Origin of the sequence: Pseudomonas sp. Sample_20 (assembly GCF_004307585.1) — a bacterium.
Classification (GTDB): Bacteria; Pseudomonadota; Gammaproteobacteria; order Pseudomonadales; family Pseudomonadaceae; genus Aquipseudomonas; species Aquipseudomonas atacamensis.
On record NZ_RCOA01000108.1, the window covers coordinates 14,682 to 32,451 of the forward strand.

Below are 17,770 nucleotides of genomic sequence, written 5' to 3' on the forward strand. Positions count from 1 at the left end.
ACGGGATCCTCGGTCTGCGCCGATCTTTGTCCCATTCTCAAAGTTGATTATCCAGCAACACGCTAACCTATAAGACCGACTCGCGCTTGTGAGCACCCGAGCGCACCATTAGATTAGCCAATGATGTCTGGCCTCCAAAATAAGCAGAAGGGATAAGCATGGCGCTTACTGACCAGTCCACCCGGATCCGCGCGGGCGAAGAACTCGATGCCAGCCTGATCGATCCGTACCTCAAGGCGCACATTCCCGGCCTGACCGGCACGCCGCAGATCAGCCAGTTTCCCGGCGGCGCGTCGAACCTGACCTACCTGCTGGAATACCCCGAGCAAGAGTTCGTTCTGCGCCGTCCGCCGTTCGGCCACAAGGCCAAATCCGCCCACGACATGGGCCGTGAGTTCCGCATTCTCAACCAACTGCGCGACGGCTTTCCGTATTGCCCGAAGGCCTACGTGCATTGCACTGACGAAGCCGTCATCGGCGCCGAGTTCTATGTGATGGAACGGGTCAAGGGCATCATCCTGCGCGCCGAACTGCCGCCGGAACTGGGCCTTGATTCGGCGAAAACCGAAGCGCTGTGCAAAAGCTTCATCGACCGGTTCGTCGAACTGCATCGGGTCGATTACAACGCCTGCGGCCTCGGCGATCTGGGCAAGCCTGAAGGCTACGTCGCCCGGCAGATCAAGGGCTGGAGCGAGCGCTACGAAAAAGCCCTGACCCCGGACGCGCCGCACTGGGAAGCAGTCAAAGCCTGGCTCAACGACAAGATGCCGGCCGACCACCCGACCTCGAGCATCGTCCACAACGACTATCGCTTCGACAACGTCATCCTCGACCCGGCCAATCCGATGCAGATCATCGGTGTGCTCGACTGGGAACTGACCACTCTCGGCGACCCGCTGATGGACCTGGGCAACACACTCGCCTACTGGATCGAAGCCGGCGACCCGGCACCGGTGCAACTGATGCGCCGCCAGCCAAGCCACGCACCGGGCATGCTGACCCGCCGCGAATTCGTCGACTACTACGCCGAGCGCTCGGGCATCCGCATCGACAATTTCGACTTCTACTACACCTACGGCCTGTTCCGCCTGGCCGGCATCGTGCAGCAGATCTACTACCGCTTCTACCATGGCCAGACGCAGGACAAACGCTTCGCGCAGTTCATTCACATGAACAAACTGCTGGAGCAGATGAGCCTGCAGGTCATCGAGAAATCCAGCCTCTGATCCGGGCCAATAACAAGACTTCCAACAAGGGAAACCCATGTCCAAGACTCAGTTGTTCGACCTCGACGGCAAAATCGCTTTCGTCTCCGGTGCCAGCCGTGGCATCGGTGAAGCCATCGCCAAACTGCTGGCCCAGCAAGGCGCCCATGTAATTGTTTCGAGCCGCAAGCTCGAAGGCTGCCAACACGTCGCCGACGCCATCACCGCCGCCGGCGGCAAGGCGACAGCCGTAGCCTGCCACATCGGTGAGATGGAGCAGATCAGCCAGGTCTTCGCCGGGATCAAGGAACAATTCGGCCGCCTCGACATCCTGGTCAACAACGCCGCGACCAACCCGCAATTCTGCAACGTGCTCGACACCGATCTCGGTGCGTTCCAGAAGACCGTCGATGTGAACATTCGTGGCTACTTCTTCATGTCGGTCGAAGCCGGCAAGCTCATGCGCGAAAACGGTGGCGGCAGCATCATCAACGTCGCCTCGATCAACGGCATCTCGCCGGGCATTTTCCAGGGCATCTATTCGGTAACCAAAGCGGCGGTCATCAACATGACCAAAGTCTTCGCCAAGGAATGCGCGCAATTCGGCATCCGCTGCAACGCCCTGCTCCCTGGCCTGACCGACACCAAATTCGCCTCGGCGCTGGTCAAGAACGATGCGATTCTGAAACAGGCATTGACCCAGATCCCGCTCAAACGCGTAGCCGACCCAAGCGAAATGGCCGGCGCGGTGCTGTACCTGGCCAGCGATGCGTCGAGCTACACCACTGGCGTTGCGCTGAATGTGGATGGCGGATTCCTGTCCTGATTTCCAGGGCAAATTGCTCACCCGTGTGGGAGCGAGCCTGCTCGCGAAGGCGTTGTGTCAGTCAGCTATGTTTTGACTGATACCACGCATTCGCGAGCAGGCTCGCTCCCACAGGGTCACTGCTGGGTTTCAGGCTTCGTGCAATCGAGGAATCGAGGAATCGCGAATCTTATTGGGTTATGCAACGGGTAGTGGTGATGTGGCGCGTTACTTGCCCATCGACATACATATCCCCGGCAACCTCAGTATTCTCCAACACCTCACACCGACGTTCCGGCGGTGGCGGCGGCGCGACAGGCGCAGGCGGTGGAGGACTGGAACAACCGGCCAACAGCACAGCAAGAAAAGCCAACGGCAATACGCGTTTCCCAGGATTATTCATAGGACGACCCGCGGTAAAGGGAGACAAACTCCCGCAACCCAACCGGCCGCGGAAGACCTGACCACTCATTCTTTATAGCTGAGCGCCTTGTTAGCGCCAGTGGATTGGGGAGATTGGGTGGGATTGGCTGTCGGTTTTGCGGGGTGTTTCCGGTAGAGGGCTGGATTGGGATTATGGTCGTCGGCGAGGGCCTCATCGCGAGCAGGCTCACTCCTACAGTTTTGATCGAGTGAGTTCGGTAACAACCAGGTCGGCTGTCAGGCCGCCTTCGCGAGCAAGCTCGCTCCCACAGAAAAGCAAAAAGCAAAGCTCATCCGCTTTTCATCACTCAAAACAATGAGCGTTAGCTCGAGTACCGCTTTTGATCTTGATTCACAGGCGACGTCGGAAGGCTGAGTGGAGGGATTGATCCGGGCGTGGGAGCGCAGCGACCGTACGACGCAGTCGTACACAGCGGAAGGAGGTGCAGCGAAGCAAACCGTAGCCGCTGCGCCCGGATCAGTCCCGGAGCGAAGGAACCCGAGCCTGCGAGGGCCGAACGCAGGAGCAAGCCTTTTCGGTTACCTTTTCGGCGTTTGGAAAAGGTGACTCGCCGTAAGGGCGAAACCGCCAGCCGCAACACCCGCAGAAACGGATATTCACCCCAACCACCCAGAGCATGGCCGGCCCAAAGGCCGCCAAGACCAAAGCGCGCTTAAGCCAAATCCGGATCCCGCGAAGAACGCAAGGAATTGCTCTCAAGCTCATACCGCAACTCATCCACCAACGCCTCGACCGCCCCAGGCGTACGCAGCGAAGCCAGATCCAGCCCGCTGATCACCAGATCCACCTGCCCCGAATCCCGGTGATACAACTTGACCGTCAGCGAATGATCACCATCCACCGAACACTCACAAGCCAGCGGCGCAAAACTGTGCTCGAGCCGAGCGCGCAACTGCGCAAGATTCATCATTGACGTTGTTCCTATGACTGTTTCAAAAGGGGCACGATCGCAAACCCGAAATGGTCTACACCGCACCCCACCAGCCTAAGAACACAACGCCTTGGCCAATACATGAATTTGCACCCTTGTAACTAGTGCATTTGCACCCCTCAACGCTGGCCCTTGGTGCCCCACTCTCCCGAAAACAAACCGCGCTCCCGAGCCCAGACGATCGCCTCGCTGCGGCTATGCACATCGATTTTCGAGTACACGGTGGCCACATGATTGCGCACGGTATTGGGCGCCAGCTTCAACCGCGCAGCGATCTCCTTGTCTGCCAGACCTTCACAGATCAAGCCCAGGACATCGCGCTCACGGGCCGTCAGGTCAGTGAATGAGGCACTGGGCAGCTGCGGCGAGTTGATCTTCTTCACGTTGGCCAGCTTCTCGATCAGCGTTCGGCTGAACCACGACGCATCCTTCATCACCTCTTCAATCGCCGCGACCAGCTCCAGCTCCGTGCGCTTGCGCTCGGTCATGTCCATCAACACCAGCAAATAGCAGGACGTGTCGTGAATGTTCACGGTGTCGGCCGAGACCGCACACTCCAGCAACTCCTCGTCCTTCTTGCGCACCGGCACGTCGACCCGATCGACCCGACCGTTCTTCGCCAACGCCGACAATAACCGGGTGCGCGCGCCGTCATCGTGGATGAAGCTCAATTGCGTCACGGTTTTGCCGAGTACGTCATCGCTGTCATAGGCCAGGGTATCGAGGAACGCCTGATTGACGTCGATGACCTCCTGCTTTTCCGCGGTGCAGATCAGAATCGGTACCGGAGTCAGACGAAAAGCCTTGGCAAAGCGCTCCTCGCTCTGACGCAAGGCCACTTCGACCCGGCGCCGAGGCTCCATGTCGACGAAAGAGAACAGCATGCAATTCTCGTCATTGAGCAGCAGCGGCTGACCGGCAACGATCACCTGTTTACTGCCACCGTCGGGGAGGCGCAACTCCGCCTGCATCTGCGGAATGGTCGCGACATCGCGCAAGCGCTGAACGGCCAGATCGCGCTGATCGGCCTGTTCGAAAATATCGATTTCATACGCCGAGGTGCCGATCACCTGATCGCGGGTATAGCCGGTCATTTCCAGAAAGCCCGGGTTGACCTTGATGTAACGCAAATCGCTGAGACGACAGATCACTGCCGGCGCAGGGTTGGCGTTGAAGGTTTTTTCGAAACGCAGCTCGGCGTTGGCCCAGTCGGTAACGTCGCTCATGATCAGCACCAGCGACTCGGGCTGGCCGACGCGGTCGGTCAGCACCATGCTGCGCACGCTGTGCACCCAGACCCGCTCCGGGTCGTCCACGGACGAAACTTCGATCAGCACATCATTGAACGCCTCGCAGCGGGCGACGCGGCTGATCGGGTAGTTGTCCGGCGGCAAGACATGATTGTTGCGATAGCGCAGCGTGAAGCGTTTGGCATACTCGTCGGCGTTGCTGCCCAGATCACCGATGGTGCTGACACCGTGCATGGTCAGCGCCGCTTCGTTGGCCCAGAGAATGCTTTTGTCGAGTTCCAGCAGAATCACCCCGTCCGACAGCCCGGCAATGATCTGCTGCAACTGGCGACGGTTGGTTTCGGTGGTCAGGACTTCCTGGCTCATTGGATCTCCACACTGTGATGCGGCTAGGTGAAGAGTACGACCGCAGCGGCTCGGGATCGTGCCACAGCGTCAAAATCGCCAAAAATCCCCTGTGGGAGCGAGCCTGCTGGCGAAAGCGCTGGCTCAGATGGACCATTCGGTGACTGACCCGGCGCATTCGCGAGCAGGCTCGCTTCCAAAGGTTTGCTTGGTGTGTTTACCTTAGGCGGCACGCTCGCTGGCCGCCACCATCGCCGAAGCCGCGAGCATCGCCCTTAGTAACACCGCACACCCTGCCGCGAGATCATCCGGTGCGGCATTCTCGATTTCGTTGTGGCTGATCCCACCCTCGCACGGCACGAAGATCATCCCGGCCGGACCGAGCTCGGCGAGAAAGATCGCGTCATGCCCGGCGCCACTGACAATGTCCATGTGCGACAGACCCAGCCCTTTCGCGGCGCCGCGCACCGCCTCCACACAGCCCTTTTCGAAGTACAGCGGCGGGAAGTCGGCGGTCGGGGTCAATTCGTAGGTAAGGCCGTGCTCTTCGCAGGTCGCCTCGATCACTTGTTTCACTTCGGCAATCATCGAATCCAGCCGCGCCGGCTCCAGATGCCGGAAGTCGAGGGTCATGCGCACTTCGCCGGGGATCACGTTGCGCGAGCCGGGATAGGCTTGCAGGCAGCCGACCGTGCCGCAGGCGTGGGGCTGATGGCCGAGGGCGGCGCGGTTGACGGCGCCGACGATCACCGAGGCACCGACCAGGGCGTCCTTGCGCAGGTGCATCGGCGTCGGGCCGGCGTGGGCTTCGACGCCGCGCAATTTCAGGTCGAACCACTTCTGCCCGAGCGCGCCGAGTACCACGCCGATGGTTTTCTCTTCGTCCTCGAGAATCGGGCCTTGTTCGATGTGCGCTTCGAAATACGCGCCAACCGCATGCCCGCTGACCTTGCGCGGGCCGGCGTAGCCGATGGCGTTCAGCGCCTCGCCAACGGTGACGCCGTCGGCATCGACCTTAGCGAGGGTTTCTTCGAGGGTGAATTTCTCGGCGAAGACTCCGGAGCCCATCATGCACGGGGCGAAGCGCGAGCCCTCTTCGTTGGTCCAGACCACCACTTCCAGCGGCGCTTCGGTTTCCACGCCGAGGTCGTTGAGGGTACGCAGCACTTCGACGCCGGCGAGCACGCCGAAGCAACCGTCGAACTTGCCACCGGTGGGCTGGGTGTCGATGTGGCTGCCGGTCATCACCGGCGGCAGGCTCGGGTTGCGCCCGGCGCGGCGGGCGAAAATGTTGCCGACGGCATCGACCGTGACGTTGCAACCGGCGTCCTTGCACCACTGCACGAACAGGTCGCGGGCCTGGCGGTCGAGGTCGGTCAGGGCCAGGCGACAGACGCCGCCCTTGATCGTGGCGCCGAGTTTCGCCAGTTCCATGAGCGAGGCCCAGAGGCGATCGCGGTTGATGTGCTGATGGGTGGACTTCAGAACGTCTACGGCTGCGTTCATGGGGATCTCCTCAATGCTGATGCCGATAGTGCCCATGCTCTGCGTGGGCATTCATCCACGGACGCTCTGCGTCCGCTGTTGGGACGCGGAGCGTCCCGGGCTGCATTCCCACGCAGAGCGTGGGAACGATCATGTGTTACACCGCTGTTTTCACGGCAGAAGGCTGCGCCCGCATCACGCACAACCCGTAATAAATAATCCCGCCCAGCGCCGAGCCGGTGAACCAGCCATAGATGTAGAACCAGCTGAACGCGTCGCTGCCCAGCGACAGCAAGGTCAGCGCCACCGGCACGCCAAAGGCGAGAAAACCGGCCCAGTTCCACGCCGGATACACGTCATCGCGGTACAGCCCGGCGAGGTCCAGTCGCTGTTTCTTGATCAGGAAATAATCCACCACCATGATCCCGGCGATCGGCCCGAGCAGGCTTGAGTAGCCCAGCAGCCAGTTCGAATACACGGTTTCCAGGCTGATGTCGGAAACGATCAGGCCAAGCTTTTTCATCAGTTCATGGCCCATCAGCACCAGCCCGACCAGACCGGTGAGCAACACCGCTTTGGTGCGGTTGATCACCTTCGGCGCGATGTTCTGGAAGTCATTGGTTGGCGAGACGATATTGGCGGCGGTGTTGGTCGACAGTGTGGCAACGATGATCAGCGCCATGGCCACAGCGACCCACACCGGGCTCTGGATATGGCCGATCAGCGTGACCGGGTCGGACACGGTGACGCCGACCAGTTTCACCGATGCGGCGGTCATCACCACGCCCAGCGCGGCGAAGAGGAACATGGTCAGCGGCAGGCCGAAAATCTGCCCGAGGATCTGATCCTTCTGGCTCTTGGCGTAGCGGCTGAAGTCGGGAATGTTCAGCGACAGCGTGGCCCAGAACCCGACCATCGCCGTCAGCCCTGCCGCGAAGTAACTGACCACGCTGGCGCCTTCCGGACGCTTGGGCGGGATCGCCAGCAACTCAGTCATCGACACATTGGGCATCGCCCACACCAGCAGGCCGATGCCCACCGCCACCAGCAACGGCGCCGACAAGGTTTCCAGCCATTTGATCGACTCGGCACCGCGAATCACCACCCACAGATTCAGCGCCCAGAACACCATGAAACCGATCACCTCGCCGGTGCCGCCGAGGGATTTCCAGCCCTCGAACACCGAGCCGAGAAACAGGTGAATCGCCAGTCCGCCGAACATGGTCTGAATGCCGAACCAGCCACACGCCACCAACGCGCGGATCAGGCACGGCACGTTGGAACCGAGAATGCCGAACGACGAGCGCAGCAGCACCGGAAACGGAATGCCGTACTTGGTGCCGGGGAAGGCATTCAGGGTCAGCGGAATCAACACGATGACGTTGGCAAACAGAATCGCCAGCAGCGCTTCGCCAACGCTCAAGCCGAAATAGGCGGTGAGCACGCCGCCGAGGGTGTAGGTCGGCACGCAAATCGACATCCCGACCCACAGCGCGGTGATGTGCCATTTGTTCCAGGTGCGTTCGCGCACCTTGGTCGGTGCCATGTCGTGGTTGTAGCGGGGACTGTCGAGGACATCACTGCCCGCTTCGAGCTCGTACAAGCCGTCGCGCTCGGTCACTTGTGATCTGGTCTGTTGCATGGCCGCTCCACTGTTCTTCTGATTATTTTTTGCTCATCAGGCGGCTGGCGCATACGGCGCCAGCCGGACGATGGCCGGAGGAACTGACAACTTTCATGCACCGGCCATGGTGTCAGCGGCGGCATCAATAAACGTGCCGGGTCTGGCGCTTAACGCTTGGGCGGTGCACTGCACGCTTTGCAACTTTCTGATATTCATCAGTTTTAATTGAATATTCGATGAGTCCGGGAAAACTTGTCTGAACGCTCAGGCTAAACGTCGGGCAAGTTGTCCGAAGTGTCAGGACTCAAACTGGTGCACTGCATTTATTTTTGTCGGTGAACCCGCAACCGCAGCACAACTTCAAGCGGCTGATTTCACATAGGAAATCTTGCTCATATTTCCATCCTGTCAAGTGCGTCAAAATGGTGAGCAGCCTCACCATTTTGGTGATTTTCATTATTTATCCTTATTTATCAATAGCTTGAAAGAGCTATAAGCTTATAAAAAATATTCTTGATCATTCTTGAAATCGCGACTAGTTTCTATTCCTGACAGCGATGACAGGAATAAGAACTGCGCCGCTGTACTTCAATAAAACATCTAGAACCGACACAAGTCGGTCATGCCTGCGAGGAATCCGGAATGTCTCTGTTGATCCGTGGCGCCACCGTTGTTACCCATGATGAAAGTTACCGCGCCGACGTCTATTGCGCTGACGGCTTGATCAAAGCCATTGGTGAAAACCTCGACATTCCCGCCGGCGCAGAAATGCTCGACGGCAGTGGCCAGTACCTGATGCCCGGCGGCATCGATCCGCATACGCATATGCAACTGCCGTTCATGGGCACCGTTGCCAGCGAGGATTTTTACAGCGGCACCGCTGCCGGCCTGGCCGGCGGCACCACCTCGATTATCGATTTCGTGATTCCCAATCCGCAGCAATCGCTGATGGAAGCGTTTCATCAGTGGCGCGGCTGGGCGCAAAAGTCTGCGTCGGACTATGGCTTCCACGTCGCGATCACTTGGTGGAGCGAGCAGGTGCGCGAGGAAATGGCCGAGCTGGTCAGCCACCACGGCATCAACAGCTTCAAGCATTTCATGGCCTACAAGAACGCGATCATGGCCGCCGACGACACTCTGGTGGCGAGTTTCGAGCGCTGCCTGGAACTTGGTGCGGTGCCGACCGTGCACGCGGAAAATGGCGAGCTGGTCTATCACCTGCAACGCAAGCTGATGGCCCAGGGCATTACCGGGCCGGAAGCGCATCCGCTGTCGCGGCCTTCGCAGGTCGAAGGTGAAGCCGCGAGCCGGGCGATCCGCATTGCCGAAACCATCGGCACGCCGTTGTATCTGGTGCACGTTTCCACCAAGGAAGCTCTGGACGAAATCACCTACGCACGCAGCAAGGGCCAGCCGGTTTACGGCGAGGTGCTGGCCGGGCACTTGCTGCTCGACGACAGCGTCTATCAACACCCGGACTGGCAGACCGCCGCCGGCTACGTGATGAGCCCGCCGTTCCGTCCGCGCGGCCATCAGGAGGCGCTGTGGCACGGGCTGCAGAACGGCAATCTGCACACCACCGCCACCGACCACTGCTGCTTCTGCGCCGAGCAGAAAGCCGCCGGCCGCGACGACTTCAGCAAGATTCCCAACGGCACCGCCGGTATCGAAGACCGCATGGCAGTGTTGTGGGATGAAGGCGTCAACTCCGGACGATTGTCGATGCAGGATTTCGTCGCGCTGACCTCCACCAACACCGCGAAGATATTCAATCTCTATCCACGCAAAGGTGCGATCCGCGTGGGCGCCGATGCCGATCTGGTGCTGTGGGATCCGCAAGGCACTCGGACCATTTCCGCCAAGACCCACCATCAGCAGGTGGACTTCAACATCTTCGAAGGCAAGACCGTGCGCGGCGTGCCGAGCCACACCGTCAGCCAGGGCCGCGTGGTCTGGGCCGACGGCGACCTGCGCGCCGAACGCGGCGCCGGACGCTACATCGAACGGCCGGCCTACCCGGCGGTGTTTGATTTGTTGAGCAAGCGGGCGGAGTTGCATAAGCCGACTGCCGTCAAACGCTGACCCCTAGTGATCGTTCCCATGCTCTGCATGGGAATGCAGCCCGGGACGCTCTGCGTCCCATTGGAACGCAGAGCGTCCCTTGAGGCATTCCCACGCAGAGCGTGGGAACGATCAACCACTGCCCACCAGAGGCAGCACCTCAATTAGCCATGAGGCCATAAACCGTGATCGAGACCCTGAACCACCTTCCCCACCCGCACGAAAGCGCGGCCGCCCTCGCCGGCCATTTCACTGATCTGGCGCCGCCGCTCAATGCCCGGCAGGCGCATCTGGAAGCCTCGCGCTGCCTGTATTGCTACGACGCGCCTTGCGTCAACGCATGCCCCAGCGAAATCGATATCCCGTCGTTCATCCGCAACATCCATCAGGACAACGTTCAGGGCGCGGCGCAAAAGATCCTCTCGGCAAACATCCTCGGCGGCAGTTGCGCGCGGGTCTGTCCGACGGAAATCCTCTGCCAGCAGGCCTGCGTGCGCAACAACGCGCAGGAATGCGCGCCGGTGCTGATTGGTCTGCTGCAACGTTATGCCGTGGACAACGCGCATTTCGCCGAGCATCCGTTCCAGCGCGCCCCGGCCACAGGCAAACGTATCGCCGTGGTCGGCGCCGGGCCGGCCGGGTTGTCCTGCGCCCATCGCAGCGCGATGCACGGGCATGACGTGGTGATTTTCGAAGCACGGGAAAAGGCCGGCGGGCTCAACGAGTACGGCATCGCCAAGTACAAACTGGTCGATGACTACGCGCAGAAGGAGCTGGACTTTCTCCTGCAGATTGGCGGGATAGAAATCCGCCACGGCCAGAAACTCGGTGCAAATCTTACTCTCAGCGAACTGCATCAACAGTTTGACGCGGTATTCCTCGGCCTCGGCCTGAATGCCAGCAAGCAACTCGGTCTGGCCCACGAAGACGCGCCGGGCCTGCTCGCCGCCACCGACTACATCCGCGAACTGCGCCAGGCCGATGACCTCACGCAACTGCCCTTGGCCGAACGCTGCATCGTTCTCGGCGCCGGCAACACCGCGATCGACATGGCCGTGCAAATGGCCCGCCTCGGCGCGCGCGACGTTAATCTGGTGTATCGCCGTGGTGCGGCAGACATGGGCGCCACCCACCATGAGCAGGACATCGCCAAAGCCAATCAGGTGCGATTGCTGACCTGGGCCCAGCCGGAGCAAGTGTTGCTCGATGATCAGGGCCGCGTGCGCGGCATGCGTTTCGCCCGCACCGATCTGGTTGAAGGCCGTCTGCAAACCACCGGAGAAACCTTCGAGCTGGCTGCCGATGCGATCTTCAAAGCCATCGGCCAGAGCTTCGATGACAGCGCTCTCAGCGATCCGTTGGCGCGCGAGCTCAAACGTCAGGGCGAACGCATCGAGGTCGATGAACACCTGCGCACCAGCGTCCCCGGCGTGTATGCCGGCGGCGACTGCACCAGCCTCGATCAGGACCTCACCGTGCAAGCAGTGCAGCACGGCAAACGCGCCGCCGAGGCGATCAACGCTCAACTGATGCTCAACGTGGAGGCTGCGTAAATGGCCGATCTCTCGATAGTCTTCGCCGGTATCAAAGCGCCCAACCCGTTCTGGCTGGCTTCCGCGCCGCCCACCGACAAGGCCTACAACGTGGTCCGCGCGTTCGAAGCGGGCTGGGGTGGCGTGGTCTGGAAAACCCTGGGTGAGGATCCGGCGGCGGTCAACGTTTCCTCGCGTTATTCGGCGCATTACGGTGCCAATCGCGAAGTGCTGGGCATCAACAACATCGAACTGATCACCGACCGCTCGCTGGAAATCAACCTGCGCGAAATCACCCAGGTGAAGAAGGACTGGCCGGATCGCGCGCTGATCGTGTCGCTGATGGTGCCGTGTGTCGAGGAGTCGTGGAAACACATTCTGCCGCTGGTCGAAGCCACCGGCGCCGACGGCATCGAACTCAACTTCGGCTGCCCCCACGGCATGCCCGAACGCGGCATGGGCGCGGCGGTCGGCCAGGTGCCGGAGTATGTCGAACAGGTGACGCGCTGGTGCAAGACGTACTGCTCGCTGCCGGTGATCGTCAAACTCACCCCGAACATCACCGACATCCGCGTCGCTGCCCGGGCGGCGCATCGTGGTGGCGCCGATGCGGTGTCGCTGATCAACACGATCAACTCGATCACCAGCGTCGACCTGGACCACATGGTCGCCCTGCCCACCGTCGGCAGCAAAAGCACCCACGGCGGTTATTGCGGTTCGGCGGTCAAGCCAATTGCGCTGAACATGGTCGCGGAAATCGCCCGTGATCCGCAGACCCAGGGCTTGCCGATCTGCGGCATCGGCGGCATCGGCAGCTGGCGCGACGCGGCGGAGTTCATGGCGCTGGGCAGCGGCGCGGTGCAGGTGTGCACGGCGGCGATGCTGCATGGTTTTCGCATTGTCGACGAGATGAAGGACGGCTTGTCGCGGTGGATGGACAGCCAGGGTTACGCCAATATCGCCGAGTTTTCCGGGCGCGCCGTGGGCAACACCACGGATTGGAAGTACCTCGATATCAACTACCAGGTGATCGCGAAGATCGACCAAGAGGCGTGCATCGGTTGCGGGCGTTGCCACATTGCTTGCGAAGACACGTCACACCAGGCGATCGGCAGTTTGAAACAGGCCGACGGTACGCATAAATATGAAGTGATCGATGAGGAATGTGTGGGCTGCAATCTGTGCCAGATCACCTGCCCCGTGGCCGACTGCATCGAGATGGTGCCGATGGACACGGGCAAGCCGTTTCTGGACTGGAATCATGATCCGCGCAATCCCTATCACGTCGCGGTTTAATTGATCGTTCCCACGCTCCTGCGTGGGAATGCAGCCCGGGACGCTCTGCGTCCCATTGGAACGCGGAGCGTCCCTGGAAGCATTCCCACGCGGAGCGTGGGACCGATCAAATCCATAATCGACACGGTCTTTCAGGTCGATGTACCTTTCAATACACCTCGGTCGGCCCCCTCTCCCTCTGGGAGAGGGCTGGGGTGAGGGTAAGCCCTTGATGGTGCTCTTCAAGGCTCCAGCCCGATCCCGCGCAAAATCACAGCTGTCACGGTCTGCACCGCACGCTCGAACTGCATATCCGACAACGGCTGGTGATCATTGAGAATATTCACCTGATGATCAAAGTCGGCGTAGTGCTGGGTCGACGCCCAGATCATGTACAGCAAACCCGACGGCTCCACCGGCAGGATCCGCTTGTCCTCGACCCACTGGCGAATCTTCGCCTCCTTCATCTTCGCCCAGTCATACAGGCTCGCATCCAGCGCTTCGCCCAGGGTCGGCGCGCCGTGGATGATCTCGTTGGCCCAGACTTTCGAGCCATAGGGCCGGCTGCGCGAATGATTCATCTTGGCGCGGATGTAACTGCTCAGCACCACGCGCGGGTCGTCGAACATCTCGAAGCACAGCGCGTCCTGCTTCCACACTTCCAGCAGATCGAACAGCACTGCGCTGTACAGCTCGCTCTTGGTGCTGAAGTAGTAATGCAGATTGGAACGCGGCAACTGCACTTCGGCAGCGATGTCCGCCATGGCGGTGCTGCCGAAGCCTTTTTCGGCGAAAACCTTTTCCGCCGCCAGCAGGATTTTCTCGACGTTACTGCGGCGAATCTCGATCTTGTGATTGCCCATGTGGGCTCCCTGACAACAGCGTTGCGCAAGACTAGCATCCGCTCTGATCCGGGCGCGACCGCCGCCAACAAAACTTCACAGGTGCAGGCGCTATGGCACAGCGCTCACACCGATAGGCGTTGGTTCACTCACGCCCAAATTGCCTTCGACCTGCCCGGCCATGTGCAACGTGCCGGCCATTACCCCCGTGGTCGGATTTTGCAGCAGCTTCTGCCAGGCCTTGTCGAAGGTGTTGCCCAGGCTGCTGCGAATCAGCGCTTCACTGTCGGGGCGGTCGTTGGCCTGGATGATTGCGCGTATGCCGGCCACGCCGACCGAAATCATCGCCCCGGCCAGTTTCCCGGCTGCTGCCGCCACCGCACTGGCGGCGCCGCGCGGGGCCATTTCGGCTTCGATGCGCTGGCTGGCGCGCTTGGCCACCGGGGCCATGGCTGCTTCGGTGGAAGAGATGCCCTTGGCGCCGCCGTCGGTGTGGATCTTATCGATCAGCGCGGCGTACGCCGGGAGGGTGTTCAGCGGCTCGGTGCTGATGACTTTGAACAGCGAAGCATCCCGCGCCGGCGGCGGGCCGAGGGCGATGGCCGGGATCTTCTGCAAACGCCCGTTGAGCTGCGCCATCGGCACACCGTGACGCTGGGCGATGAGCGGCATCTGCTGCGCCATCAACTGCGCGTAGAACGCCGTGGCCTGCGCCAGGATCGCATCCGGATCGATCTCCACTGCTACCGGCGCGAGGACTTTTTCCTGATATTGCTCAAGCAGATACGCCGCCAGCCGTTTCGCCGAAGCATCCTGCTCACCGCCGGCGCTGATCGTGTACCAACTGACCTTCATCGACAGCCATTCCTGGGTCCAGTAGCTGCTGAACCAAGGGATGAAATTTTCTTCAGTTTGCTGATAGACCCGAGTGCGCCAATGTTCCATCGAGCCACGGGCGAACAGCTTGACCTGCTCGGTGGCCTGTTGCGATGCGCTGAGGATCTCGCGGTCGATCTGCTGCCAGGTTTGCGCCGACACCACCACCGCCTGCGGCGCGCTCACCGGCGCCCGAGCCGAGGAGGCGCAGCCGGCCAGCAGAAACAGTGCGGCGACGACCAGCGCGCGTGGGTTCACGGTGGTGGTGTCCTTTGGCTTGGGGAGGTGCAGGTTTGAGTATAGGCAGGTCAGTCGATTTCGATGCTGAAGGTTCCGGCCTCTTCGCGAGCAGGCTCGCTCCCACATCTGAATGCCTTGCACCTGTGGGAGCGAGCCTGCTCGCGAAGGCGCCAACAGCAGCACCACAAACCTCAACCATCACCACCATCGATATCCACCATCGCCACGATTGCCTTCCGCCCTCCCATGATGAAAGGCACGATTGACTCATCCGAAACACAACGAGGCGTTCACACCATGATCCACACCCAAGTCACCCTCTCCGTGAGTTTCCCGGTGTTCGGCAGCAACTACTACCAACAGCACGTCGTGCCGCGCAAGGCGCAGACGCTGGTGTTCAACAAGGATTTCGACGATCTGCTGATGCCCGCCGCCAGCAACCATTTCAGCAATGAAGTGGTCGGCCTCAACGATCAGTTCCGTTTTCTGAGCGACATACTCGCCACCCATTTGCTCGATCACGAGGCCTCGGTGCCTGCGCGATCCCGCGTCCAGGCGAACGCTCGTTTTTTCAACTGAAGGCTGATGCACAGAGGGCGTTCCTTTAACGGGAACGCCCTCTTCATTCAATCAGTCATCATCGCGATCACGGTGATAACGACGGCCATCGCGGCGGTCGTCATCGCGGTCATCCCAGCGCCGGTCATGGTCGTAATAGCGGCCATGGTCGCGGTCGTAGTGCCGGCCATGGCGGTGGTCATCATCAAAATCCGCAATACAGCCGCTCAGCAATACGGCGGCGGTCACAGTGAGCAGCATGGTTGTCGCTTGCTTCATTCAACACTTCCCTAAAACCCAAGGTCTTGACGACGGAAATCGCCACGCTGCCCGCGTCTTCGGGACGCAGTGCGCGCAGCCGCAGATACGACCGGGCAAAAGCGCGTTGATTCAGTGGCCACTATCGACCGTTTGTCGGCTTGTTCGTCGCAGCCAAACAGCGGCGTAACGCCACCTATACTGCTTGCAACCTACCCCCATGCAATGGATCTGCGCCCTCAATAACAATAAGCAGAGGTGGATCATGGTCTGGCAGCAAATCTACGACCCGTTCGGCAACCCGGTACTCTCCACGCTGATGGCCGCAGTGCCGGTGGTGGTGATGCTCGCGGCGCTGGCGTTCTTTCACGTCAAGGCGCATCTGGCGGCGCTGTTGGCGCTGGCGTCGGCCCTGCTGATCTCGATTTTCGCCTTCGACATGCCGGCGGGCATGGCCGGTTCGGCGGCGTTGTTCGGCGCGGCGAACGGCTTGCTGCCGATCGGCTGGATTGTGCTCAACATCATCTTTCTGCATCGCCTGACCACCGAAAACGGTTCGTTCAAAGTGCTGCAGGATTCTCTAGCGCGCATCACCGATGACCGACGTTTGCAATTGCTGCTGATCGCCTTCTGTTTCGGTGCGTTCTTCGAAGGTGCGGCAGGCTTTGGCACGCCGGTAGCGGTGACCGGGGCGATTCTGATCGGCCTGGGTTTTTCGCCATTGGCCGCATCGGGTCTGGCGCTCATCGCCAATACCGCGCCCGTCGCTTTCGGTGCGCTGGGCACACCGATCATCACCTTGGCCAAAGTCACCGGGCTGGATGAGATGGAGCTGTCGATGATGGTCGGCCGGCAGTTGCCGTTCTTCTCGGTGCTGGTGCCGTTCTGGTTGATCTGGGCGTTTGCCGGGTGGCGCAAGATGCTGGAGGTGTGGCCGGCGATTCTGGTGGCTGGGGTGAGTTTCGCCATCCCGCAATTTCTCGTGTCGAACTACCACGGGCCGATGCTTGTTGACGTGATCGCTGCGCTGATTTCCATGGCGTGTCTGACGCTGTTCCTCAAGGTATGGAAACCGGCGACCATCCACACCTCGGCAGCGCTGTCCGGGCGCGTCGACAACTCGAAAGTCGATGAAGAAACAGTCACCGCCAGCGCTGCGTTCAGCGATCAGGCGCGCCCGGCAGTGATGCGTGCGTGGATGCCGTGGATCATTCTCACGGTGTTCGTGTTTGCCTGGGGCACCCAGGGTTTCAAGAACATGTTCGATACGCGCCCAGTGATCGACCCGGTCACGCAATCGGCCAAGCTCGACCCGCAAGGCAAACCGATGCGCGAGGCCAATCCGATCTTCGCCCCGGCGGTGACCTTCACCGGTCTGCATCTGCAAATAGAAAAAGTGCCGCCCGTGGTCGCGGCGCCGAAAGCCGAGGAAGCGATTTACAAGTTCACCTGGCTGACCGCGACCGGCAGCGGGATTTTGCTGGCGGCGATTGTTGGCGGTCTGCTGATGGGGTATTCGATCCCGCAACTGATCAAGCAGTACCTGCGCACGTTGTGGGTGGTGCGATTTTCGTTGATCACGATTGCGGCGATGCTCGCGCTGGGCTTCCTCACGCGCTATTCGGGGCTGGATGCGACCATGGGCCTGGCGTTCGCGGCGACGGGGATTTTCTATCCGATGTTCGGCACGCTGCTCGGCTGGCTGGGGGTGGCGCTGACCGGCTCGGACACCGCTTCGAACGTGCTGTTTGGCGGCTTGCAACGGGTGACCTCGGAACAGCTGGGTATCAGTCCGGTGCTGATGGCGGCAGCGAACAGTTCCGGTGGGGTGATGGGCAAGATGGTCGACGCGCAGTCGATCGTCGTCGCCTCCACCGCGACCCGTTGGTATGGGCATGAGGGCGAGATTCTGCGTTATGTGTTCTTCCACTCGATCGTGCTGGCGATCCTGGTCGGCGGGCTGGTGACGTTGCAGGCGTATGTCGCACCGTTTACCTCGATGGTGGTGGGTGGGCCATAACTGCAAAACACAGCTCCA

Annotated in this window: 15 protein-coding genes; 7 read left to right on the forward strand and 8 right to left on the reverse strand. The window is 60.8% G+C overall.

Annotated features, from left to right (window positions below):
- Positions 1-158 precede the first annotated feature (158 nt).
- Both D8U70_RS21470 and D8U70_RS21475 read left to right on the forward strand, forming a co-directional pair.
- On the forward strand, positions 159-1,226 hold the full coding sequence (locus D8U70_RS21470) for a phosphotransferase family protein (protein ID WP_110645591.1): 1,068 nt from the start codon (positions 159-161) through the stop codon (positions 1,224-1,226).
- A 37-nt stretch (positions 1,227-1,263) separates the two neighbouring features.
- The gene (locus tag D8U70_RS21475) at positions 1,264-2,031 is read left to right on the forward strand and encodes an SDR family oxidoreductase (protein ID WP_024013283.1); all 768 of its coding nucleotides are present in this window, start codon (positions 1,264-1,266) and stop codon (positions 2,029-2,031) included.
- Between the two features lie 1,076 nt (positions 2,032-3,107).
- On the opposite strand, the gene D8U70_RS21485 is transcribed toward D8U70_RS21475, so the two are convergent.
- The 5 genes from D8U70_RS21485 to D8U70_RS27795 form a co-directional block, all read right to left on the reverse strand.
- On the reverse strand, positions 3,108-3,365 hold the full coding sequence (locus tag D8U70_RS21485) for a DUF1652 domain-containing protein (RefSeq protein WP_024013284.1): 258 nt from the start codon (positions 3,363-3,365) through the stop codon (positions 3,108-3,110).
- Positions 3,366-3,505: 140 nt separating this feature from the next.
- Positions 3,506-5,002 (reverse strand): helix-turn-helix transcriptional regulator, encoded by a 1,497-nt coding sequence (locus D8U70_RS21490; RefSeq protein WP_071172794.1) that lies wholly within the window; start codon positions 5,000-5,002, stop codon positions 3,506-3,508.
- 201 nt (positions 5,003-5,203) lie between these two features.
- A complete protein-coding gene (locus D8U70_RS21495; protein ID WP_130929671.1) occupies positions 5,204-6,487 on the reverse strand; it encodes a Zn-dependent hydrolase in 1,284 nt (427 codons plus the stop codon).
- Between the two features lie 136 nt (positions 6,488-6,623).
- Positions 6,624-8,108, reverse strand: coding sequence for an NCS1 family nucleobase:cation symporter-1 (locus D8U70_RS21500; RefSeq protein WP_130929672.1), 1,485 nt, complete (start codon positions 8,106-8,108; stop codon positions 6,624-6,626).
- A 286-nt stretch (positions 8,109-8,394) separates the two neighbouring features.
- Positions 8,395-8,547 carry a hypothetical protein gene (locus D8U70_RS27795; RefSeq protein WP_163018901.1) on the reverse strand — a complete coding sequence of 51 codons (153 nt, stop codon included), beginning with the start codon at positions 8,545-8,547 and terminating at the stop codon, positions 8,395-8,397.
- A gap of 185 nt (positions 8,548-8,732) precedes the next feature.
- On the opposite strand from D8U70_RS27795, the gene hydA reads away from it, so the two are divergent.
- The 3 genes from hydA to preA all read left to right on the forward strand — a co-directional run bounded on the left by hydA (position 8,733) and on the right by preA (position 12,979).
- Positions 8,733-10,172 carry a dihydropyrimidinase gene (gene hydA, locus D8U70_RS21505; protein ID WP_130929673.1) on the forward strand — a complete coding sequence of 480 codons (1,440 nt, stop codon included), beginning with the start codon at positions 8,733-8,735 and terminating at the stop codon, positions 10,170-10,172.
- A 164-nt stretch (positions 10,173-10,336) separates the two neighbouring features.
- The gene (locus D8U70_RS21510; RefSeq protein WP_122612559.1) at positions 10,337-11,704 is read left to right on the forward strand and encodes an NAD(P)-dependent oxidoreductase; all 1,368 of its coding nucleotides are present in this window, start codon (positions 10,337-10,339) and stop codon (positions 11,702-11,704) included.
- Complete coding sequence (gene preA, locus D8U70_RS21515) at positions 11,705-12,979, forward strand: NAD-dependent dihydropyrimidine dehydrogenase subunit PreA (protein ID WP_110601010.1); 1,275 nt, start codon at positions 11,705-11,707, stop codon at positions 12,977-12,979.
- A 221-nt stretch (positions 12,980-13,200) separates the two neighbouring features.
- Here preA and D8U70_RS21520 read toward each other — a convergent pair whose 3' ends face one another.
- Entirely contained in the window at positions 13,201-13,821 is a 621-nt protein-coding gene (locus D8U70_RS21520) for a TetR/AcrR family transcriptional regulator (RefSeq protein ID WP_130929674.1), read from the reverse strand.
- Between the two features lie 90 nt (positions 13,822-13,911).
- A complete protein-coding gene (locus tag D8U70_RS21525; RefSeq protein ID WP_130929675.1) occupies positions 13,912-14,934 on the reverse strand; it encodes a hypothetical protein in 1,023 nt (340 codons plus the stop codon).
- Positions 14,935-15,213: 279 nt separating this feature from the next.
- On the opposite strand from D8U70_RS21525, the gene D8U70_RS21530 reads away from it, so the two are divergent.
- Positions 15,214-15,495, forward strand: a complete 282-nt coding sequence (locus tag D8U70_RS21530) for a hypothetical protein (RefSeq protein ID WP_110601006.1) — start codon at positions 15,214-15,216, stop codon at positions 15,493-15,495.
- A 51-nt stretch (positions 15,496-15,546) separates the two neighbouring features.
- Here D8U70_RS21530 and D8U70_RS21535 read toward each other — a convergent pair whose 3' ends face one another.
- Positions 15,547-15,753: a hypothetical protein gene (locus tag D8U70_RS21535; protein WP_016775135.1), complete on the reverse strand. Its 207-nt coding sequence runs from the start codon at positions 15,751-15,753 to the stop codon at positions 15,547-15,549.
- 244 nt (positions 15,754-15,997) lie between these two features.
- Between D8U70_RS21535 and D8U70_RS21540 the strand changes: the two genes are divergently transcribed.
- Positions 15,998-17,752 (forward strand): L-lactate permease, encoded by a 1,755-nt coding sequence (locus D8U70_RS21540; protein ID WP_125918696.1) that lies wholly within the window; start codon positions 15,998-16,000, stop codon positions 17,750-17,752.
- Positions 17,753-17,770 lie beyond the last annotated feature (18 nt).